Annotated in this window: 23 protein-coding genes and 1 pseudogene; 9 read left to right on the top strand and 15 right to left on the bottom strand. The window is 63.5% G+C overall.

The features are described from left to right. Positions 1-106 precede the first annotated feature (106 nt). From ATB98_RS17780 to ATB98_RS17795, 4 genes are all read left to right on the top strand, one after another. Complete coding sequence (locus ATB98_RS17780; protein WP_167354087.1) at positions 107-709, top strand: sugar transferase; 603 nt, start codon at positions 107-109, stop codon at positions 707-709. Positions 710-894: 185 nt separating this feature from the next. Continuing rightward, positions 895-2,337: a GMC oxidoreductase gene (locus tag ATB98_RS17785; RefSeq protein ID WP_066875820.1), complete on the top strand. Its 1,443-nt coding sequence runs from the start codon at positions 895-897 to the stop codon at positions 2,335-2,337. A 10-nt stretch (positions 2,338-2,347) separates the two neighbouring features. Then, positions 2,348-2,791, top strand: a complete 444-nt coding sequence (locus ATB98_RS17790; protein ID WP_066875821.1) for a hypothetical protein — start codon at positions 2,348-2,350, stop codon at positions 2,789-2,791. Between the two features lie 33 nt (positions 2,792-2,824). Next, the gene (locus tag ATB98_RS17795) at positions 2,825-3,820 is read left to right on the top strand and encodes a phosphoribosyltransferase family protein (protein ID WP_066875822.1); all 996 of its coding nucleotides are present in this window, start codon (positions 2,825-2,827) and stop codon (positions 3,818-3,820) included. Positions 3,821-3,958: 138 nt separating this feature from the next. Here the strand turns inward: ATB98_RS17795 and ATB98_RS17800 are convergent, their stop codons facing one another. Beyond that, positions 3,959-5,452: a lipopolysaccharide biosynthesis protein gene (locus ATB98_RS17800; RefSeq protein WP_066875823.1), complete on the bottom strand. Its 1,494-nt coding sequence runs from the start codon at positions 5,450-5,452 to the stop codon at positions 3,959-3,961. A 379-nt stretch (positions 5,453-5,831) separates the two neighbouring features. On the opposite strand from ATB98_RS17800, the gene ATB98_RS17805 reads away from it, so the two are divergent. Next, entirely contained in the window at positions 5,832-7,304 is a 1,473-nt protein-coding gene (locus ATB98_RS17805) for a thiol-disulfide oxidoreductase (RefSeq protein ID WP_066875824.1), read from the top strand. Positions 7,305-7,515: 211 nt separating this feature from the next. On the opposite strand, the gene ATB98_RS17810 is transcribed toward ATB98_RS17805, so the two are convergent. From ATB98_RS17810 to ATB98_RS17820, 4 genes are all read right to left on the bottom strand, one after another. Continuing rightward, complete coding sequence (locus ATB98_RS17810) at positions 7,516-7,938, bottom strand: DCC1-like thiol-disulfide oxidoreductase family protein (protein WP_066875825.1); 423 nt, start codon at positions 7,936-7,938, stop codon at positions 7,516-7,518. Then, positions 7,935-8,111, bottom strand: coding sequence for a hypothetical protein (locus ATB98_RS29045; RefSeq protein ID WP_153435977.1), 177 nt, complete (start codon positions 8,109-8,111; stop codon positions 7,935-7,937). The genes ATB98_RS17810 and ATB98_RS29045 overlap by 4 nt, the downstream gene beginning before the upstream one ends. 221 nt (positions 8,112-8,332) lie before the next feature. Further along, entirely contained in the window at positions 8,333-9,373 is a 1,041-nt protein-coding gene (locus tag ATB98_RS17815) for an acyltransferase family protein (protein WP_066875826.1), read from the bottom strand. A 202-nt stretch (positions 9,374-9,575) separates the two neighbouring features. Next, positions 9,576-11,090: a GDSL-type esterase/lipase family protein gene (locus tag ATB98_RS17820; protein ID WP_167354088.1), complete on the bottom strand. Its 1,515-nt coding sequence runs from the start codon at positions 11,088-11,090 to the stop codon at positions 9,576-9,578. Between the two features lie 184 nt (positions 11,091-11,274). Here ATB98_RS17820 and ATB98_RS17825 point away from each other — a divergent pair, with 184 nt between their 5' ends. Then, positions 11,275-11,472, top strand: a complete 198-nt coding sequence (locus ATB98_RS17825; RefSeq protein ID WP_066875828.1) for a hypothetical protein — start codon at positions 11,275-11,277, stop codon at positions 11,470-11,472. A gap of 91 nt (positions 11,473-11,563) precedes the next feature. Here the strand turns inward: ATB98_RS17825 and ATB98_RS17830 are convergent, their stop codons facing one another. Next, on the bottom strand, positions 11,564-11,821 hold the full coding sequence (locus tag ATB98_RS17830; RefSeq protein WP_084435530.1) for a hypothetical protein: 258 nt from the start codon (positions 11,819-11,821) through the stop codon (positions 11,564-11,566). Positions 11,822-12,045: 224 nt separating this feature from the next. Here ATB98_RS17830 and ATB98_RS17835 point away from each other — a divergent pair, with 224 nt between their 5' ends. Then, a complete protein-coding gene (locus ATB98_RS17835; RefSeq protein ID WP_066875829.1) occupies positions 12,046-12,579 on the top strand; it encodes an SRPBCC family protein in 534 nt (177 codons plus the stop codon). Continuing rightward, entirely contained in the window at positions 12,551-13,531 is a 981-nt protein-coding gene (locus ATB98_RS17840) for a YncE family protein (protein ID WP_066875830.1), read from the top strand. Before ATB98_RS17835 ends, ATB98_RS17840 begins: the two co-directional genes overlap by 29 nt. Positions 13,532-13,566: 35 nt before the next feature. On the opposite strand, the gene ATB98_RS17845 is transcribed toward ATB98_RS17840, so the two are convergent. From ATB98_RS17845 to ATB98_RS17870, 7 genes and pseudogenes are all read right to left on the bottom strand, one after another. Next, entirely contained in the window at positions 13,567-14,454 is an 888-nt protein-coding gene (locus tag ATB98_RS17845) for a substrate-binding domain-containing protein (protein WP_066875870.1), read from the bottom strand. 142 nt (positions 14,455-14,596) lie between these two features. Then, positions 14,597-15,130, bottom strand: a complete 534-nt coding sequence (locus ATB98_RS17850) for a c-type cytochrome, methanol metabolism-related (RefSeq protein WP_066875831.1) — start codon at positions 15,128-15,130, stop codon at positions 14,597-14,599. A gap of 78 nt (positions 15,131-15,208) precedes the next feature. Then, entirely contained in the window at positions 15,209-17,011 is a 1,803-nt protein-coding gene (xoxF5, locus tag ATB98_RS17855) for a lanthanide-dependent methanol dehydrogenase XoxF5 (protein WP_066875832.1), read from the bottom strand. A 181-nt stretch (positions 17,012-17,192) separates the two neighbouring features. Next, a complete protein-coding gene (locus ATB98_RS17860) occupies positions 17,193-17,606 on the bottom strand; it encodes a c-type cytochrome (RefSeq protein WP_066875833.1) in 414 nt (137 codons plus the stop codon). 13 nt (positions 17,607-17,619) lie between these two features. Continuing rightward, entirely contained in the window at positions 17,620-18,450 is an 831-nt protein-coding gene (gene fghA / locus ATB98_RS17865) for an S-formylglutathione hydrolase (RefSeq protein WP_066875834.1), read from the bottom strand. 8 nt (positions 18,451-18,458) lie between these two features. Further along, the coding region (locus tag ATB98_RS30050; protein ID WP_327197923.1) for a zinc-binding dehydrogenase at positions 18,459-18,799 on the bottom strand (341 nt) is incomplete at its 5' end. 1 nt (position 18,800) lies between these two features. Continuing rightward, a pseudogene (locus tag ATB98_RS17870) lies at positions 18,801-19,544 on the bottom strand (alcohol dehydrogenase catalytic domain-containing protein); the annotation flags it as partial. A gap of 172 nt (positions 19,545-19,716) precedes the next feature. On the opposite strand from ATB98_RS17870, the gene ATB98_RS17875 reads away from it, so the two are divergent. Then, positions 19,717-20,322 (top strand): hypothetical protein, encoded by a 606-nt coding sequence (locus tag ATB98_RS17875; RefSeq protein WP_066875836.1) that lies wholly within the window; start codon positions 19,717-19,719, stop codon positions 20,320-20,322. 36 nt (positions 20,323-20,358) lie between these two features. Here the strand turns inward: ATB98_RS17875 and ATB98_RS17880 are convergent, their stop codons facing one another. Beyond that, positions 20,359-20,712, bottom strand: coding sequence for a hypothetical protein (locus tag ATB98_RS17880; RefSeq protein ID WP_066875871.1), 354 nt, complete (start codon positions 20,710-20,712; stop codon positions 20,359-20,361). Then, positions 20,712-21,386 (bottom strand): hypothetical protein, encoded by a 675-nt coding sequence (locus tag ATB98_RS17885; protein WP_066875837.1) that lies wholly within the window; start codon positions 21,384-21,386, stop codon positions 20,712-20,714. Before ATB98_RS17885 ends, ATB98_RS17880 begins: the two co-directional genes overlap by 1 nt. Positions 21,387-21,404: the final 18 nt, after the last annotated feature.

Here is a 21,404-nt window from a genome sequence, read left to right on the forward strand (position 1 = left end):
CTTATTGGCTGCACTCACAGGTGGCGAAATGCGGGGTCTGGCCTGGTCAACGAACCGGAGTTTTCGACGGGCTGGCGGGGTCTCCGGTCGTCCTGTCGGCGGGCTCGTGAAGCGCGGGTTCGACATCGGCGGCGCTTCATTGGCACTCGTGTTCTTCAGTCCCATCCTCCTGTTGCTTGCCGTCCTCATCGCATTTGCCGACGGCGGGCCGGTCTTCCAGAGCCATCTCCGCATCGGTCGCGGCGGCTGCGTGTTCAACTGCCTGCGGTTCCGCACGACGACCGACGGCATGGACGGCTGGGCGGCGATGCATCTCCGTCCTCCCCGGGGAGCGGGCGGCGCCGGCACGGGGAGCGAGCCGTCCGAGTCCGACCGGCACCTCACGCCGACCGGAGCGGTCCTCACGCGGCTCGGCCTCGCCGACTTGCCGCAACTCATCAACGTTCTGCGCGGCGACATGAGCATCGTCGGCCCGCGCCCGCTCGCGCCGACCGAGCTCGAACGCCTGGGAAATGCTGCGGAATTCTACCTGAACGCAAGGCCGGGCCTGACGGGGCCATGGCGGCTCGGCGCCTGGGACGAGGCGTCTCACGCCCACCAACCGGCGGCTGAGCGGCCCTACGTCGAGAACTGGTCGCTGCTCAAGGACCTCGACATCATCGTCCGGTCCGTCTCTGCCGCGGCCCGATATCGGCGCGAGCGGGCGTGACACATGCGTACGGAGCCGACCGTGGTCGGCAATGAGCAAAGGTTGTGATCGAAGAAATGAACTTTGTCCTCGTTCAAACTGACCCTGCGAACCCACGCCGCTCCGGCCCTGCCCTGACGGACGTGGCCGCGGCAGCGTTCGTCGAAACGGGGCCCCGTCACACTTCCCTGAAAGGGGGCTAGCCGATGGTCCTGGGTATCCGCCCCGAGAGTGTTGATCGAGAGCACTTCGATGTCGTCGTCATTGGTTCCGGCTTTGGCTCCGCCTTCTTTCTTCATGGCTTCCTGCAACGCCGGAAGGCGCGCGTCCTGCTGCTCGAATGGGGGCGGCACAATTCGCATGCGTGGCAACTGGAACACGGGGCCAACACCGATCTCAAGGACGAGCAGACCTACAGGAGCAATTCGCCAAAGCCCTGGAACTATACGATCGGCCTCGGCGGCGGCACGAACTGCTGGTTCGCGCAAACGCCGAGGCTGCATCCCAATGATTTCCGGTTGAAGAGCCTTTACGGAATCGGCCAGGACTGGCCGGTCGACTACGACGAGCTCGAGCCTTTCTACTGCCAGGCGGAAACGGTGATGTCCATTTCGGGCGACCCGGACATGGCCTCGATCATGCCGAGGTCGATGCCCTTTCCGCAGCCACCGCACCGCATGTCGACACCGGACCGCATGATGAAGAAGGCGCAGCCCGAACGGCATTTCGTCATGCCGACGGCGCGTGCGCGGGTCGCTACCGACACGCGCCCCGCCTGCTGTGCATCGCTTCGTTGCTGGCTTTGTCCCATGGATGCGAAGTTCACCGCCAACAACGGCCTGATGCATGTGTTCGAGCACCCGGACGTATCCGTTTGCTTCGGCTCGGAGGTCCGGCGGCTGGACCATGCCGCCGGCTCCATTCGCGCGGTGACCTTCCGCCATGGCGGGAAGGAGCATGTGGCGACCGGCGATCTCTTCGTTCTCGGCGCCAATGGAATCCAGAGCGCGGCCATCATGCTGAGGTCGAGCCTCGGTGGCGAATTCGTGGGGCGAGGGCTGCACGAATCCTATGGCCGCAACGTCGAGGTTTATCTCGACGGGATCGACAACTTCGATGGCAGCACCATCACCACCGGCCTGAACTACGGCCTCTATGACGGCGCGCACCGCTCGCAAGAGGGGGCGGCCCTCGTCTATTTCGAGAACCGATGGCAGCATGGCTTGCGCGCGGAGAAGGCAAGGCTGCGGCAAACGCTGCCGCTGGTGATCGTCACCGAGGACCTGTTGGAACCGGAGAACTTCGTCAGCCTCGACGAAAACGAAAACGCCTTCATCAACTACAGGGGGCCGGCCGACTATGCCGTCCAAGGCATGGCGCGGGCACTGGAGAAGCTGCCCGAGATTCTCGCGCCGCTGCCCGTCGAGGAAATCATCGATCGCGGCGTACGGGGGACGGAATCGCATGTCCAGGGCACGCTGCGCATGGGGCTCGACCGAAGCGACTCCGTTGTCGACCGCGACCTCATCCATCACGAGCTCCGCAATCTCGTGGTCGTCGGCACGAGCACTTTCCCGAGCTGCTCCTGCGCCAATCCCAGCCTGACTGCGGCGGCACTCTCGTTGAGGTCCGCCAGTCGGATCGTGTGAAGGAGCGGCTATGAACAAAGTTTCGAGGCGCACGGTTCTCGCCCTTGCGGCAGGCGGACTGGCATCGACCGGTCTTGCCTATGCGGCAATGCGCTCCTTCTCCGATCTGGACATGGTGCGAGCGACGCTCGAGCGATATCTCGGCAGCCTCACCATCACGGACGACCATCTGCGCGCGTTCATGCTGGAATTTCGCAAGCGCAATCCCTGGGATTTCCCGACGGAGAAACTGGCGGACGCGTCGACCCTTTTCGAACGGCTGAGGCTCGCGGACCTCGCGCGTCCGCTCTTGCCCGGCGATCCGGCACGGCGGCTGGAGCGGTTCGAGCGCCTGTTGCTCGCCGATTTTCATCTCCTGACGGACTACGCCTGGCGCAAGGGACCGGATGATCCCATCACCTATTCCGGCAGCCAGCACTGCGTGAACCCGTTTGCAAATTTCGAGTCCGTTTAACAACGCCACGATCACGAGCGAGGGGCAGCTCACATGCAGTATCGATCCGTTACCGACATGAATGCCACGATTGCGCGCAACCTGCACCGGCTGCCGGGCGATATCGACCTGGTCGTCGGCGTCCCGCGCAGCGGCATACTGGCCGCCAATCTCGTCAGCCTTACGGCCAACATCCAGATGACCGATCTCGACAGCTTCGTCGCCGGAAAGGTCTTTTCCAGCGGGATCACCAAGCGCTCCGCCGCGCTGGGGCGATCGATGTCCGAGATGCGTCGGATTCTGGTGATTGACGACAGCATCAACGGCGGCAGTGCCATGAGGGAAGCGAGGGTCAAGGCGGCCGCATCCGGCATCGACCGCGAGCGGCTGATCTTCGCCGCCGTCTACGGCAGCTACGAGCGCTACGAGGAGACCGATTTCGTGTTCGAAGTCGTCCCTCAACCGCGGCTGTTTCAATGGAACCTGATCCACCACAAGTTCCTGGAACAGAGCTGTGTCGATATCGACGGGGTCCTGTGTTTCGACCCTAGCGATGACGAAAACGATGACGGGGCCGCCTATCTGCGCTTTCTGGCGGATGCACGCCCGTTGCATGTGCCGACGCGCAGGATCGGCGCCCTGGTGACGAGCCGCCTGGAAAAATATCGCCCGCAAACCGAGGCCTGGCTGGCGGCGCGGGGAATTGAATATGATGAGCTCGTCATGCTCGACCTGCCGAGCAAGGAAGAGCGCCAACGCCTTGCGGCCCACGGCCGCTTCAAGGCAGAGGTCTATCGACGGTCGGATGCCATTCTGTTCATCGAGAGCGAGCATCATCAGGCCGTCAATATTGCCCGACTGTCGGGAAAGCCCGTGCTTTGCATCGAGACGCAGGAGATGATCACGCCGGCTTCGGCGCTGGTGCGCGAGCGACTGCGGCAGGTAAAATCCGCCGAAGGGAGGCACGCACTGCTGAAGTCGGCAGCGCGCGCGATGCTGGGCGACAGGGGATATCAGTCCCTCAAGAATCTGGTGAAGCGGCCGGCCTGATCTTGCGACCCGGCTTCGGGCGTTGCCGCGTCGAATGGTAGAGCGGGATGCACTCACCTGCGTTCGTGCCACCGCTCTATCTGTTCGTTTCTGCCGCATTGTGCGACGTCAGGTGATGCCGCCTGACTGCAAAATGCTCTAAGCCCTGTCCCGTGTCGGCTTGATCGTTCTCTTCGGCAGGAGACCGACTGCGTCCCGCATCGTTCCGCGACCGAACGGAAAAAGGAGCACGACCGCAAGCGTGATGGCGTATGAGAGGATCCCGGCCGTCAAGATCGCGAGAACCATGTGGTCGGCCAGGAAGGGCCGCACCAGCCATACGCCGGCCACGGCGGCGTGGGATCCGAGCACGAACGGCATTGCGGCGCGGACCACGTCTGCGACCCTCAGCGGCCCTTTCCGGCAGACGTACAGCCATAGAAAGGGTGTCCGCGCATATTCGCTCGCGGCGTAGAGCACGGCGACGCCGAGCGCTCCATGGGGCAGCCCGATGACGAAGGCAAGCGCCGAGGTCACGGCCGTGACGATGCCCCAGCGCATGAATTCGCCCGAGCGCCCCTGGCTGATGAACAGCCAGCCGGCCGGGTTGTTGAGAGGCTGCAGCAGGCCGGCAAATCCGAGTGCACGGAAAATGTCGGAGCTCTGCCGCCATTGTTCCCCGAGCACGAAGGGAATGAGCATATCGGCGATCGCGATTGCCGCGGCAACGCCCGGAAGCGCGACGACGAGCATCAACGGCATCACGCGAAGATAGGCGCTGCGATAGCGGTCGGGCTCAGCGGCCAGGCGCGAAAGCGCCGGCACCATGACTTTCGAGAGCGGGTTGGTGACCTGGCTCAACGGAAACAGGAGAAGCTTGTAGGCGCGGTCGTAAAGCCCGAGCTCGGCATTGCCCCAGTATCGGCCGATCAGAATGTTGTCCAGGTTGCGGGCGAAGAAATTGGCGAAATTGAAGCCGGTAATGCCTGCGCCGAAGTTGAGCAATGCGCCGGCACCTTCCGACTTGCGCGGCAGGCCCGGAACCCAGCGGGAACTCGCCCAATAGCAAACGGTGGGCAGGATGGCGCTCATGAGCGTGCCGGCGTAAAGCGCCCAATAGGATCGGTCGATGGTGGCCCAGGCGACCGCGGTGCAGAAGCCGGCGACTGCGCTTGCGATCTCAATGATCGCGAGCCGTCCGAAATCCATGCGGCGATTAAGAAGGGCGAGGTGCTGGGCTCCGAGGCCATAGGCCACGATCGGAACCGCCATGGCGGCGATCAGGGGACCGACGCGCTGCTCGCCATAAAGGGCGGCGACCAGGGGCGCCGCGCCCATCATGAGACATGCAAGTCCGACGCTGACGGCGATGTTGATCCAGAACAGATAGTTCACGTCATCATGCGTGACGGCACTCTTTTGCACGGTTGCCTGCGTGAGGCCGAAATCCTGGAAAAGGGCGATGAAGGCGAGCACCGGAGCGCACATCGCGACGATGCCAAAATCCTGCGGCGACAGCAGCCGTGAAAGGACGATGACGGAGAGGATCTGGGTCGCGACCTTCAAAGCCTGCGCGCTGGCGGTGGCAACAGCGCCGCGCCCGACCGAATTGCGAAGCGAACCTTCGGGCGGATCGAATGGGCTGGCGTTCAACTCTGTCCCTCATCCCTGCTTCGATTGACGATCGCCCCGAAATACGGGGATGCTTTTCGCAGTGCAACAACAATTCAAGTTCGCCTTTGCATTGCACAATGAAGGTTGCCATACAGGATTTCAAGATGTAAGTTCGCTGCAACCAAACCATAGATAGCACGACCGTTGCGTGCATTTGATTTTCAAATGGCGGAGGCCGGCCCGCAGGCACCGTGCCGATTGACCGCCGGGAGGCTTCGAATGGGAGTTGTGTGAAGACGATCCACGTGAACGCGAGTACTTTTCGGCCTCGGCATCACCGCAAAGTGCCGGATGCACCGACGATCCGGCAATAGAGTCACGACGGCGCGTCCAAAGGTCACTTCAACAGGATTCTGCGATGACGGCAAGCGCGATACCTTTCTGGAATTTCCGACGCGGCAAGGCCACAAGCGTCAAAGACTTGGCTTACACCTATGACGGCCTGACGGCATTCACGCCGTTCTGGGCACTGGCCGCGATCTTCAGTATTGCCGGCGACACCTATGGCCTCATCGGCTACAAGGGAACGGCCTATATGGCGCTCGGCTGGGCCGTCATCGTCTTCAGTCTGCTGCTTTTCCTCTACCCGCGGCGCACCTGGATCCTCCTGGCGCTCGTCGCGGCGTCGGTGGTGCTATACGTGATCCGCCTGCCGGTCGCTTCCAACAACAAGACGATCACCACCGTCATGGACGGTGCGATCCTGCTCAGCGCCGCCGTGCTCTATCTGAGGGGCGGCGGCTCCATCGATCGGGTGGCGCTATACAACCAGGTCCGCGTCGTTGCGCGCGCGCTGCTCGCAATCATGTACTTCTACGGCATCTTCCATAAGATCAACACGGATTTTCTCGATCCTTCCGTCAGTTGCGCCGTGGGACTGTATGCGCCGCTCGCCCGTCCCTTCGGGCTCGAGGACAACCTTTTCGGCCGCTATCTGGCGATCTACGCCACCTTCGTCATCGAAGGGATCGCCATCATATCGCTCTATTGGAAGCGATATTTCGCCGTCGGCTTCATCCTGGCACTGATCTTCCACTACATCATCCCGATCTCCGCCTATTCCTGGTACATGGATTTTTCCAGCCTGGTCTTTGCGCTGTACGTGCTGAGCATCCCGACGCCCGCCAGCCGCATGCTCTATGGCATCTCGCTCACCGTCGCCACTGCGCTGCGTGAAAGCTTCGGAAGGATCGGCACGCTCATTCCCGGGCTGGTGCTGATGCTCGTTGTCGGCGCCATCGTCATGCTCCTGACCCTCGCCTTCCCGGACCGGTCCTTCGACATGATCGTCCATTCCGTCTGGGTCCTGGCCTGGGCGATGATCGGCGGCGCGGCGATGGTCGTGCTCACCTATGTGGCGCTGCAGAACCTGCCCTGCGAGAATGTCGCCGCGCCCCGCCCGCCCGCCTGGGTCTATGTCGTGCCCGGACTGTTCTTCGTCTCCTGCTGGTCCCCCTATGTCGGCCTGAAGACCGAGAGCTCCATCAATATGTTCAGCAACCTGCATACGGAGGCGGGCCAGACCAACCACCTGCTCTTTTCAAAGCCGCCCTATCTCTTCAACTACCAGAACGAGGTCGTGAAGGTCATCGATTCCTCCGAGCCGCGCTGGGTGCAGCAATCGCAGGCCGGCCAATTCCACATCCTGCACGACTTGAAGAGGCAGCTTGGGTGGAATCCTGAAGCCTGGGTGACCTATGTGAAGGACGGTGTCACCGTCACGCGGGCAACGGCGGCAAGTCTTGCGGAGGAGATGCCGAACCTCCTCGAGCGCAAGCTGCTGATCTTCAAGCCGGTGGATTTCACCCGCCCGAAGGTTTGCACGCACTGATGCATGCGGCCGATGCGCGATGGCGCTGGCGATGACGACGACTGGGCCGGGGCCGTCATCGTCATCGACGCCAGAGGGTTGAGAATCGGAGCACGGAGCTCAAGAGCGGGATGCACTCACATGCATTCGCGCCACCGCTCTATCTTTTTGCGGTGCCGGCAAAGTTGGCCGGCACCGCCGATCGATGGGCAAGGAGGAGACTTTTGCCGGATCACCAGCCCTGGCGGGGATCGGGAGCCCCGTCGAGATCGGCAGGAAGAAGCGGGCGGCCGCGCAGGCGCAGCGTAATGCGGCGGCCGAACTTGAGGGCCGGATAGATCAGCCTTGCGGCCGTCCTGTTGGAGAGGATCGTCCGGTTGAGCCGGGCGAACAGCGATGACGAGGAACTCAGGATCGCCAGCATGTTGACGGCTTCGTCGCCATGATAGACGCGATCTTCGAGGACGAAGAGCATTCCTTCGTTGAGGTCGTAGCCCTGGCGCTGGAAAGCCGCCACGCGCGGATCGCCCGAGCGGGCATCGAGCAACTCGACCGGGCCCACCGTCTCACGCAACCGCATGAAGCGGACATAGCTTTGGCAGAAGACGCAATCGCCGTCATAGACGATGAGCGCCGTTTTCGCAGGCTCGCTCATTGCAGAACCGGATCGTGGCCGAGATCCGTCGGCGGCGTGGAGAGGTCGCCGAGCGCGCATTCGCCATAGAACGAGCACCCGGAAACCACCGGCAGATTGGCAAGCGCGTCGAAAATTCCGACAACCGCGAGGCCCGCTATGCCGAACACGATAAGCTGTTTGTAAACGGGCATGTCTTGAAGCATTCTCGTTCGATCCCTTGCTGGGTCACGTCATTGACCTGCTTCCCTGACGACCGGTGACACAGGCAGCAACTCCTGCCGCGGTCCGATTGCCGCGTCGCCGCCAGTCTTGTGCAACGCACAATCTTGCTCAAGACCGGACAAAGATCAAGGAATTTCCACCTTGAAGTTGAACTGATCGCGACGGCACGCAAGCGCAGGCTGTCGAAAACTCATCTCGCGCCGCCGGCGAAACTCCGCCGCACGTGGTCGACGCTGAGCAACAGCGAGCCCTGCCCGAGGAACCAGGGAGAGAGGATCACCGACGACTTCAAGAGCCGATAGAGGAGGTAAGGCAGCCCCACCGAAAGCACTATCAGCACGGCCTCGGAGGTGACGCCCGCATCGCGCAGCGTGAAATGGACGAACTGGTGAGCGAACATGATAACCAGAGAGGCCCTGCCGAGCTCCGCCATCGGCGCGACCGGAAAGCCGGTCCGGGTGATCCGGTACGCGAGGCCGAGCATGGCGGCCGAGATGGCCAGAGCGAGCAGGAGGCCGAGGACCGGCGGTCCGAATATGGTGTTCTTCATGGTGAAGGTGAAGTCTGTGCCCATTGCAGCCGCGACGGCTGAGACGCCGAAGGCGGCCATCGAAGCCATGGCTATCGTAACCGCGCCAAGGCGTCCTTCGCGCAGGACATGCCCGAACCAGAAGGCGCCCACGGCGAGCGGGACATTGGAAAGCGCGAGGGGGGAGCGTATGTCCGGCCAAAGGGCCTGGATGACATAGGCGAGGACGACGGAGCAGGCCACGAAGATGAGCATCGCCCGATCGGTCGGCCCCCTGGTTCTGAGCGCAGCCTCGTTATAGATGATCTGGGTCGCAAAGAGGCAAGTGACGAACCAGAAGACGCCGAGTTCGCGGGTGAGGTATCGTCCGCCCCAGATGGCGTTCCTCATCAGTTCCTTGATTTGCCAAGGCGCCGGGATGTCCCCTCGAATGAGGTCGACGAGCAGCGTGCCCGCGCTCACGAGGCTGAGAAAGGCGAAATACGGGATCAGGAGCCCCCGCACCCGTTTTTCAAGCAGAACCCGCCGATCCGATACCGTGAAGAGATAGCCGGAGATGACGAAGAAGAACGGCATGTAGAAGAGCGAGATCGCGAAATAGATGCCCGGCGCCCATTGCCATTTGCTGTGGGTAAGAACGTGGGCCAGGACGACGAGGACGATGCCCACGCCCTTGGCGACGTCGAGCCAGGTCTGGCGCATGGTTAGCCTCCGCTACGCCGACCCCCAGGCGCGGTTGATCGGCTTTGTCAGACGGGCGGCATTCTGCGCGGCAGCGCATCGATGACAACCCCCAATTGTTGGGGGCTTGGACACATCTCCTGCATGCCCCTTGGATCGAGCTCGCTTCAGGGACAAAGACATGCAGCAATTCAAAGTGCTGCAGCGGCGACTGCAACATGCGCTAGACAAAGAGGAAATCGCTCGCCGAAAGGCTTGATGCAAGCACACCTTCGAGCAACAGGGCATCGCCGTCGGAGAGCACGACGAGCGTATCCTCATCGACCTGGAGCAGTTCCTCATAGGCGAGATATCCGGAAATCTCCAGGACGTCATCGCCCGACGCGTTGAAATCAGCGATTGTGTCGCGGCCGTCGCCCATGCTGAAGACCAAGACATCATCGCCCGACCCGCCCGTGAGAAAATCGTCGTCGAGGCCGCCCACCAGCCGGTCGTTGCCGGCGCGACCGTCCAATACGTCATTGGCGCCGCCGCCTTCGAGCCTGTTGTTGCCGCTGTTGCCGATCATGGTATTGGCCAGCGCGTTGCCCCGGCCATTGAGATTGGCGGCCGATCGCAAAAGCAGGTTTTCGACATTGTCGGCCAGCGTCCAGTTCACGTAGGCATGGGTTTCGTCGGTGCCGCCGCCAGACCCTTCGATGGTCACGTCGCCGATGTTCTCGACGGAATAGAAGTCATCGCCCTCGCCGCCGACCAACGTGTCGGCGCCCTTTCCACCGATCAGCAGGTCGGCGCCGCCCCGCCCCTGGAGCACGTCATCGCCGGCAAGACCATCCAGCGTGTTGGCTTGGTCGTTACCCTTCAACGCATCGGCATAGGCTGAACCGGTGAGGTTCTCTATGTCGATGAAGTCATCGCGATCGGTTCCGATGCCCGTTCCGTCCAGACCGAAATGCTCCTCCAGCGCCTCCAGCCAGTGGGCGGCAATCTTCTCGTAGCCTCCCGCTGTCGGATGCAATCCGCTGTCGAGCGGCGGCGCCGTGACGTCATCGGGCGTCAGGTCGCGCATGTCGACGAAAACCACCTTCAGTCCCAGCGCTGCCAGCTCTTCTATGAGCGCAGGCATGGCGTCGTTATAGGCATCGACCCGCTCCGCCCGCTGCTGCGACTGCTCGCCGACGCGAACCGGAGGAAGCGAGCCCACGAACACCGTCACGTCCGGGTCCTGCGCCGTCAGGCTGGTGAGGAGGTTGCACAGATCCTGGAGCATCGTCCACACGCTGTCGGTCGAACTGTCATTGGTGCCGGCGATCAACAGCACCGCGTCCGGCCGCGTCGCTGCGAGGACACTTTCGTCGATGCTGTTCAACTGATTGAGCGTCCAGTTGCGGTGCCCCTCATGATCACGGTCCTGCATGTCCGCCGGGCCGTTGACGAGCGATCCGACGAAATCCACACTGACATCCAGAGCACGCAGCCGATCCTGCATGAACTTGCGGTAGCCGCCGCTTTCGGTATCGCTCGAACTGGCGATTACGCCATGGGTGATGGAGTCGCCGAGCGGCAATATCGAGATGAGCTTGTAGGCATGTCCGGAAGCGAGATCGGCAACGACCCCGCGGCTGGACCTGGTGTAGCTGACGGTGTCCGTTCCCCCGCCGCCTTCGAATGTGTTCGGGCCGTTGTCGTCATAGAGCACATCGTTGCCATTGCCCCCGACAATCATGCGTCCTGCCATCGACATTCCCCCTTGCGCGATACAGCCTGTAGGCGTGTAAATCTATCGGCACATCTTATTAGAGAATTGCTGCGATGCAAGTTGGGATTGCAATCTGACGCGAACACCATCGCCGGGCACGTGACGGCCGAAGAATACGTCCGCTATCAACGCACCGTTCTTCACGACCCTCGTCCTTACCGCGGTGCTCACGTCGCAGGCCTGCGGCGCCTGGCTCGAACATGTTCTCCGCCGCGGATGGCCGCTCCTGTCCGGCGACGACCTGCGCCGCCGCGGGATCGAACCGGAGCCCGAGGAACCGCCGCAGCCGATACCGCCGCTCGCGGGCCTCGGGGCGCCGCTCGACGGCTACGGCCAGGGCGCCCAGCCCCACCGCGGGTAAGAAGCGGATCACGGCACGACAGCCCCGTGCGTCATGTCAGACGCACGGGGCTGTCGTGCCGTGACCATGCTTGCCAGCTTCGTTGCCGCGCTCATTCCTTGCGTTTGCCGGCGACGGTCAGGTCGGCATCGAGATCCATGTCGTACTGGCCATCGGCGCAGAACACATCGTCGAGTTCGTAACCCTCGCCGTTCGCCTCGATGTTGGCGGGATCCATCTCGCATTTCATCGTGGCGAGCATGTCCGTTATCGCTTTCTGCTTTTCGGCAGGAATCTCCTCGGCGCGCAGGCCCGCCGGCGCGGCGAGCAGCACCGTGAGAGCGACGGCAGTCACCAAACGTATTTTCATCGGAACTCCTCCCAAATTTCCAGGCACTCCCGGGAGAAGTTAACAACGCGGTCGCCGTCGCAAAACCGATACTTATGGAGCGTAGCCCGGCAGAATGCCTGTGCTAGCCTGAGCCGATGCAATGCATTCCGCTAGCGCTTATCCTGGCCCGCACCGACGACAGCTCATCGCGCGGCCTTCGTTCCATCCTGAAAAATCCACGTCTTCAAATCGTGAGGAGCACAATGCGGTATCTCGGTCGTTTCCTGCTGACATTCCTGCTGATCCTGCCGGCCCTGGCCGAGGCGCACGGCCCGACGCGGCAGAAGCTGACGCTGTCGGTCGATGTGGCGGCGGCGCCTGACGCCGTCTGGGCGGTGATCGGCAATTTCCAGGACATGAGCTGGCATCCGGCCGTGTTCTCGACCGCCGGCAAGGGCGGCAATGCCGTCGACGCGACGCGCGTGCTGACGCTCGAGGAGGCCGGCGGCCCGACCATCTCCGAAGTCCTCTACAAATACGATGCGGCGAAGATGTCCTATTCCTACCGCATCACCGAGGTCGACGTGAACGTGCTGCCGGTCACCAATTATTCCTCCCATCTCACGGTGACGGCGAACGCCGGCGGCGGCTCGCACATCGAATGGAAGGGCGCCTTCTACCGCGGCTATCCGAACAATGATCCCCCCGCCAACCTCAACGACGAGGCAGCCCTTGCCGCTGTCGGCGCGGTGTACAAGGCCGGTCTCGATGCGCTCGAAAAGAAGTTCGGCAAATAGCCGCATCAAGCTTGCCGTCGTGCTCGCCGCCCTGGCCCTGCCGGGCGGCGCCCTGGCCGACTACGCCTATGTCACCAACCAGTCGTCGAGCGATCTGAGCGTCGTCGATCTCGACCGGATGGTCGAGGTCGGGCGGATTGCCGTGCCCGGCCAACCGGCCGGCGTTGCGGTCGCGCCGCGGCTCGGTGCCGTCTTCACCGTCAGCCCCGACGCCAAGATGCTGCGGCGCTTCGGCATGCCCGCGGGCGCGCCGGTGGCCGAGCGCAAGCTCGATGGCGGGCCGATCGGCGTTGCGGTCGACGAGCGGCGCGGCCGCGTCTTCGTGTCGGACTGGTACAATGCGCGCGTCTTCGTCATCGCCGCCGACGGCCTGGCCACGCTGACCGTGCTTGCAACCGGCAGTGCGCCGGCCGGCCTTGCCCTTTCCCGCGATGGCCGGTGGCTCGCGACCGCCGACCGGGACGCAAACCAGGTCTCCATTTTCGATGCCGAAACGCTGACGCTCCGCCATCGCGTGACGGTCGGACTGCGGCCGTTCGGCCTGACGTTTTCGCCGGACGGCCGGCTCTTTTCCGCCGACGTCGGCAGCAATACGGTGACGGCCGTCGATCCGGCGAGCGGCCGGGTTCTCGGCCACGTCACGACCCGCGATCGGCCCTATGCGGTGGCCTTCGCCTCCGGACGCGGCTTCGTCACCAACCAGTATGACGACAGCGTCAGCGTCTTCGACGCCCGAAGCCTGGCCGCGATCGCGGTCATCGATACCGGCGAATATCCGGAAGGCATCGACGCATCGGCCGACGGCCGCCGGATCATCGTCGCGAACTGGTTCTCAAACAGCCTGACGGTCATCGACGCCGAAAGCCTCGAGATCGTCGGCGAGGTCACGACCGGCGACGGACCGCGCGCTTTCGGGCGTTTCGTGTCGACGCCACCGGCGACCCGGCAGTGATCACTTCATCGCCTCGCCGGCGGCCGGTTCGGCCATCAGTTCGACGCCTCGAGCGGGGCCGTCCCCATATCGTTCAAGAGCGGCACACCCGCCTTCGTGAGAATGGCATCGATCTCGGACTGGTTCCGGCGGATCAGCGAGTTCAGCTTGCGCTCCCAGACCTTCTCGCCTTGCCGCACGCCCATGGTGATGCGGTAGAAGAGCTTCGGCGGTGTGGGCTCCGACAGAAGCGGCGTCACCTTCAGGTCCGGATGGCTCGCCTTGGCCAGCGGTGCGCCGATCGGCCCCCAGAGGATGGCGGCGTCGATGACACCGGCTTCGAGGTCGGCGAGCATCTCATCGGCCGGATCCTCGTAGCGCCGATCGACCATCAGGTGGTATCCCCTGGCCTTCGGCAAAAGCCCGTTTCGCGCCATATGCGTCGCCGGCGGGGTCCCGGCGACGACGCCGATCCGCTTGTCCTTGAGAAGGGGATCGGCGAGCGTGGTGACGCCGGCGAGCGCACTCTTGGACGGGACGATGAGGACATAGGCCGAGGTATAGTAATGGTTGGTGTTCAACACCAGTTCGTCGCCCTGGGCATAGCCCATGACGACATCGCAGGCATTGGCCTGCAGGGTCTTGCGAACGAAGCCGGTCGCCATCGGAAACCAGGTATATTCCAACGGCAATCCGAGCTTCGACGCCATCAGCTCGGCGATCTTGTTCTCGAAGCCGTGGCCGGATCGATCCGACATCGGCAGATTGGCCGGATCGGCACAGACGCGGAACGCCTTCTTCGACACCAGGTCCGACGTCTGGGCGAGCGCCGGGGCAATCCCGGCGAAGGCCAGCGCGAGGACGCCGATTGCAGCCGCGAGGCTGGAGCGGGATGCGCTCACATGCGTTCGCGCCACCGCCCTATCCGTCTGTTTTTGCCGCATCTTTGCGACGTCGGGTGATGCCACCCGGCTGCAAAATGCTCTAAAGCGCATCGCGATCAGACGTGTCCGCGCGACGCGCTTCAGGTTCTCGTCCATGCGTGTCGCTGTCCCGAGACCGCTGCACGCTTTTGGGCGACATGCATCAGTTGGTACCAAGACACGCGTTTTCAGCATCGCGGATCGCATCCGATTTCGGCTCCTTCTTGGCGGGGCGGCCCCGCGGCAGTTCGCCGGATCCACGCGCCTTCAGGTAGACATAGATGTCGTCGAGATAGCACATCACGTTGACGTTCTGGCCGAAGGCGGGCATCACCGAGTTCTCGGCAACGTTCACCTTCTTGCGGCCGTTGGTGACGACATCGACGAAGGCGTAGTAGTCCAGTGTCATTGCGGAGTTCTTCAGGGCCGGGGCATAGCTCGAGCCCTCGCCTTCCGGACCATGACAGACATGACATTCCGCGTGATAGCGGCGAAAGCCCGAATAGGTCAGCCAGTCGACCGTGCCGTCCTTGATCTTGAAGGTGGGAACGTCGTCGGCGGTGTAGTAGCGGCCGTTTTCCTCGCGGGCGGCGGTGATATTGTCCTTGGGAGCTTCGGCATCTTCTGCGGCGGCGGCGCCGGCCACGAGCGTCAGCGCGGCAAGGATCAACGGTACGGCGGGTATCATTCTGGTCATCTTGCGTCCTTCTAGGCGGAGAGCGAACGAGCGCGGGTTTTCAAGCCCCCGCGCCCGTTCCCGGGCGAAGAGTGCCGACTATTCCGGCAGCTTGAACACGGTGAGGGTGCCGCCGAGCGCGGTGTAGTTGCTGAGGGCCGAATAGCCGCCGACAGCTCCGAGACCGTCATTCGGGTTGGTCAGCCCGGCCGCGAGGCCGATGCCGGCCCAGCCGCCGACACCCGACAGCACGGCGACGTACTGCTTGCCGCCATGGGCATAGGTCATCACGTTGCCGATCACGCCGGACGGCGTCTTGAAGCGATAGAGCTCCTTGCCCGTCGTGGCGTCGACCGCCTTCAGATAGCCCTCGAGCGTTCCGTAGAAGACCACGTCACCGGCCGTAGCCAGGGCGCCCGACCAGACGGAGAACGGCTCCGGCAGGGACCACTTGATCTTGCCTTCCTTGTTGTCCCAGGCAATGAAGTTGCCCATGCCGCCGTGGCTGTCCTTCGGCGGGTACATCGACAGCGTCGCCCCGACATAGGGCTGGCCGGCGGTGTAGCTCACCCGGAACGGCTCATAGTCCATGCAGACGTGGTTGGTGGGCACGTAGAACAGCTCGGTCTTCGGCGAGTAGGCCGCGGGCTGCTGGTCCTTGGTGCCGAGCGCCGCCGGGCAGACACCGGTGGTGTTGGTGTCTTCGCCGTTCTGCTCGGTCGAGTACTGCGCCACGACCTGCGGCCGGCCGTATTGCTCGGACTTCGGATCCATGACCACTTCCGTCGCCCAGTTGACGACCGGGTCGTATTTCTCCGCCACCAGCAGTTCGCCGGTGACGCGGTCCAGCGTATAGCCGAAGCCGTTGCGGTCGAAGTGGGTGAGGAGCTTGCGATCCTTGCCGTCGATCTGCTGGTCGGTCAGGATCATCTCGTTGATGCCGTCATAGTCCCATTCGTCATGGGGCGTCATCTGATAGACCCACTTGGCCATGCCGGTGTCGACGTCGCGGGCGAAGATCGTCATCGACCAGCGGTTGTCGCCCGGCCGCTGGGTCGGGTTCCAGGTCGAGGGGTTGCCCGAGCCGTAATACATCAGGTTCAGTTCGGGATCATAGGAATACCAGCCCCAGGTGGTGCCGCCGCCGATCTTCCACTGGTCCCCTTCCCAGGTGGCCGTGCCGGAATCCTTGCCGACGGGCTTGCCGAGATGCGTGGTCTTTTCGGGATCGATCAGCGTGTCGCTGTCCGGGCCCATGGAGTAACCGCGCCACAGGAGTTTCCCGTCCGCCATCGAATAGGCCGTCACGGAACCGCGGACGCCGAACTCGCCGCCGGAGATGCCGACGATGACCTTGTCCTTCACCGGCATGACGGTGGCGGTGTTGGTCTCGCCCTTCGAAGGATCGCCGTTCTTGACGCTCCAGATCACCTTGCCGGTCTTGGCGTCCAGCGCCACCACCGTGGTATCGGCCTGATGCAGGAAGATCTTGTTATCCGCATAGGCAACGCCGCGATTGACGGTGTCGCAGCACATCACCGGAATGACTTCCGAATCCTGCTTCGGCTCGTATTTCCAGACGATCTGGCCTTCCTTGCTGAGGTCCAGCGCGTAGACCGTGTTCGGGAACGGCGTATGGACATACATCATGTCGCCGATGACGAGCGGCGAGCCTTCGTGACCGCGCAGGACGCCGGTCGAGAAGGTCCACGCCACCTGCAATTTGCCGACGTTGTCCTTGTTGATCTGGTCGAGCTTGGAGTAGCGCATGTTGGCATAGTCGCCGGTCTGGATGGCCCATTGGTTGGGGTCATCGATCTGCTTCTGCAGATCCGGGTTGGCGAGGGCGACCTGTGCGCTGCCTATAGACGTACAGGCGAGCAATATAAGAAGTCGTTTCATCTCATCCTCCTCTTGAGTGCTGCCGATCAGGGCCGTCGGCCCGCTTCGCCCCGGGAAAACTCTGCGGGTCTCCTCTTTCCCGGTGTCGGCTTGCGACACATCCCCCTGGCGCTGGCCATATCCAGACGCTGCCGGGGCCACCTTGCTTCTGCTGGTGTTTCGGCTCCTCCCTCCTTTGCCGTTACGGAAACTTCGCCAGATAGGCGATCAGATCGGCGCGCTCCTGGTCCTTGCGCAGCCCCGCAAAGGTCATCTTCGTGCCCGGCAGGAACTTTTTCGGATTGGCCAGGAACGCGTCGATCTTTTCCGGCGTCCAGACCAGGCCGGCCTCGGCCTCCTTGGTCATCGCGGGCGAGTAGGCGTATCCTTCGAACTTGCCGGCCGGCCGGCCGACCACGCCCGTCAGCGCCGGGCCGGTCTTCGACTTGGCCTCCGGGCCGATCGCGTGACAGGACTGACACTTGCGGAAGACCTTCTCGCCCGCCGTCGGATCGCCCGCTGCCGGATCGAAGGCAGATGCCGGCGCAACGACGCCCGCAAGAGCTCCGCCGAATGCGACCGCGGCCGCTGCCAGAACACCGAATTTCAATGCCATGCGTATTCTCCCTTTAGGCGGCGTTCAGCCGCTCTGCATGCCAACGCACGTGGTCCTCGCCGAAGCTCGCCACGAAATAGTAGCTGTGGTCGTAGCCGGCCTGCATCCTGAGCATCCCTGGCTGCCGGCGCTCGGCCATGAGCCTGGCCATCGCCTCCGGCTGCAACTGCCCGAGGAACTGGTCGGCAGCGCCCTGGTCGATCAGGATATCGCCCCGCCAGCCGAGTTCGCTCAGGAGCAGGCAGGCGTCGTACTTGCCCCAGTGGGCCTCGTCGTCGCCGAGATAGGCCGAAAACTGCTTGCGCCCCCAGTCTGACCGGGTCGGGTTGACGATCGGCGCGAAGGCCGAAACCGAACGGAACCTTTCCGGATTGCGGAAGGCGATCGTCAGCGCCCCGTGGCCGCCCATCGAGTGGCCGGTGATGCCGCTGACGCCGTTGAGCGGAAAATGCGCCTCGAGCAGCGCCGGCAGTTCCGTGACGACGTAGTCATACATCCGGTAGTGCTGCGCCCAGGGCTTCTGCGTCGCGTTGACGTAGAAGCCCGCGCCCTGGCCGAGATCATAGGCCTCGTCGTCGGCGACCCCTTCGCCGCGCGGCGAGGTGTCGGGGAAGAGGAGCGCCAGGCCATGCTCCGCCGCGTGCCGTTGCAGCCCCGCCTTGACCATGGCGTTCTCATGGGTGCAGGTGAGCCCCGAGAGATACCAGAGGAGCGGCACCGGGCGCGTCCGCGCCTGCGGGGGCAGATAAAGCCCGAACGTCATCTCGACGCCGCAGACGGCGGACGCGTGCCGGTAGACCGACTGCGTCCCGCCGAAACATTGGTTTTGCGTTACGAGGTCCATCTTCACGCTCAATAGACGACGACGCTGCGGATGCTTTCGCCGGAATGCATCAGCTCGAAGCCCTTGTTGATGTCCTCGAGGGCCAAGGTGTGGGTGATCATCGGGTCGATCTCGATCTTGCCCTCCATGTACCAGTCGACGATCTTCGGCACGTCGGTGCGGCCGCGCGCGCCGCCGAAGGCGGTGCCCATCCAGGTGCGGCCGGTGACGAGCTGGAACGGCCGCGTCGCTATCTCTTGGCCGGCGCCGGCGACCCCGATGATCACCGACTTGCCCCAGCCGCGATGCGAGGCCTCGAGCGCCTGGCGCATCACCTTGGTGTTGCCGGTGCAGTCGAAGGTGTAGTCGGNATAGGGGACGATGTCGTCGCCGACCTCCTTCGGGTTGACGAAGTGGGTCATGCCGAATTTCTCGCCCCAGGGCTTCTTGTCGTTGTTCAAATCGACGCCGATGATCATGTCGGCGCCGGCAAGCCTGAGCCCCTGGATGACGTTCAAACCGATGCCGCCGAGACCGAAGACGATCGCCGTCGAGCCGATCTCGACCTTGGCGGTGTTGATGACCGCACCGATGCCGGTGGTGACGCCGCAGCCGATGTAGCAGATCTTGTCGAAGGGAGCGTCCGGGTTGACCTTGGCGACCGCGATCTCCGGCAGCACGGTGAAGTTGGAGAATGTCGAGCAGCCCATGTAGTGATGGATCTTCTCGCCGTTGACCGAGAAGCGCGACGTGCCGTCCGGCATCAGCCCCTGGCCCTGGGTGGCGCGGATGGCGGTGCAGAGATTGGTCTTGCGGGACAGGCAGGACGGGCAGGAGCGGCATTCCGGCGTATAGAGCGGAATGACGTGGTCGCCCTTCCTGACCGAGGTGACGCCGGGGCCGACGTCGACGACGATGCCGGCGCCCTCATGGCCGAGGATTGCCGGAAACAGCCCTTCCGGGTCGGCGCCCGACAGGGTGAAATCGTCGGTATGGCAGATGCCGGTCGCCTTGACCTCGACGAGCACTTCGCCGGCCCGCGGGCCTTCGAGCTCGACTTCGGTCACAACAAGGGGTTTTCCGGCCTGAACAGCCAGAGCAGCGCGTGTGCGCATGAAATGCCTCCGGATAATGCGTTTGTATGAGTCGCTTTGTGCGTTCTGTTGATAGATTACAGACGCGACAAGCCGCGATGACAATTGCGACCTTAGTGTGTGAATCGCGACCTTTGGCTTCGCCCCCGGCCAGCCTATACTGACGCTCGTTCGCATAGGGGAGACACGCAAGATGAGAGCCGCCTGCCATGCGCTCAGCCTGGTGCTTTGCCTGATGCAAGCGCCCGGCATTGCAAGCGCCGCGGATTTTTCCGATCCCGACTGGCCGTGCATTCAGCGCAAGGTGGAGAAGCTTTCGGCGGGCACGATGTGGCCGGCGCCGATAACGCGGATGCCGCTTACGCCCGCGGCGAGCGACCTGGTCGCGGTCCTGTCGCTTCGCCGGGTCCCTCTCGAAGAGGCGGAGGCCCAGGTCGATGCCTTCGTCGAGAAGAACGCGCCGGTCGACGGCCAGTTGCTCGGCAACATCTTCCTCGGCGTGTTCGACAGGATCGCCGACACCCGGCAACGACTGATCACCGGGATCGCCCGCTATTCGCGCAGCCAGATCGCACTTTCCGCCCGCATCGACGACAGCCGCATCGAGATGGCGAAGCTCGAGCATGAGAAGACGCCGGATTTCGACCGTATCGACAAGCTGGAGGAACAGATAGACTGGGACGAGCGCATCTACCGCGATCGCTCGCAGGCGCTGAGCTATGTCTGCGAAACGCCGGTGCTTCTCGAAAAGCGTGCCTATGCGATCGGCCAGATCCTGCTGAAGCACATGCCGCAATAAGCCTTACGGCGATCGACCCCACTGCGGCACGTCACGTCAGAAGCACAGCATCTCCGCCTCAGCCTGGGCACGCCTGAGGTCGGCCACCATGGTGCGGGGAACGACCGCGGACTTGAACATCGCCACCTGTTCGCCGCTCGCCTGCTGGAGAGACAGCACCGTTTCGGCCTGGACATATTTGTCATAGGGCAGGATCGAGGCGATCACATCGATCGAGCAGGCGCATTTGCCGAGCATGTCGCGGCCCTGGCCGCTGACGGCCATGCAACCGAACACGTAATCGGCCCGGGCCTCGGTCGGATAATCGTTCAGGCGCTCCGGCATGCCCTGCCCGCCGGCCGGCACCGCGGCCGCGGCGATTGCAAGCGCCGCCATGACGGCCCGCATCATCATCGGTCCTCTCCTGCAGTCTTGAAGGTGATGGCGTTGGAATAGCCGGCCTCCTTCCCGCCCGAGACAGCGGGAACGGTGGCGACCAGCGAATAGTACCAGCCGGGAATGTCTTCCGACACGGTGACGGTGAGCGCCAGTTCGGAAAACCGCCCCATGCGCTCGCGCGCCTTGTCCTTGAGGAAGGGCCGGATCGTCACCTCGCGCGCGGCGACGTCGCGGTTCCGGTAGCGGACCGTGAGGGGCACGATTTCGGCATCCCGAAGCAGGGCCTCCTTGATCCGGTTGCGCATGTAGAAGGGGCTGCCGCCGGATTGCGCCGCGATGTCGGCGAGCACACTCTCGAGGAAGTACATGATGAGGGGATTGCCGACCGAGGCCGGGTAGGTGCCGAGCCCGCGCGACCGGGTGCCCTGATGGAGCGTCATGGTGGCCCTGTCGTCGGGCTTGACCTTGAGCGCAACGCTGAAGCTGCCGGCTGCCTGCCCGGCGTCGGCACCCGTTATGACCCGGTCGTAGAGGAGCGTCCCCTGCCCGGCTTCGCCGACATCCGACGCCGCCTTCAGTCCCGTGAGCGCCGTCGAGCGGAAGAGAAGCTCGTAGGTTCCGGCGGCCGCCAGCGGCCCGGAACCGAATCCGAGCAGGATGAGCGCAAGCAGAAGAAGAACACGCACCGCTGACCTCCCGTCCCG

It is taken from the genome of Sinorhizobium saheli (assembly GCF_001651875.1).
In the GTDB taxonomy this organism is placed as follows: domain Bacteria; phylum Pseudomonadota; class Alphaproteobacteria; order Rhizobiales; family Rhizobiaceae; genus Sinorhizobium; species Sinorhizobium saheli.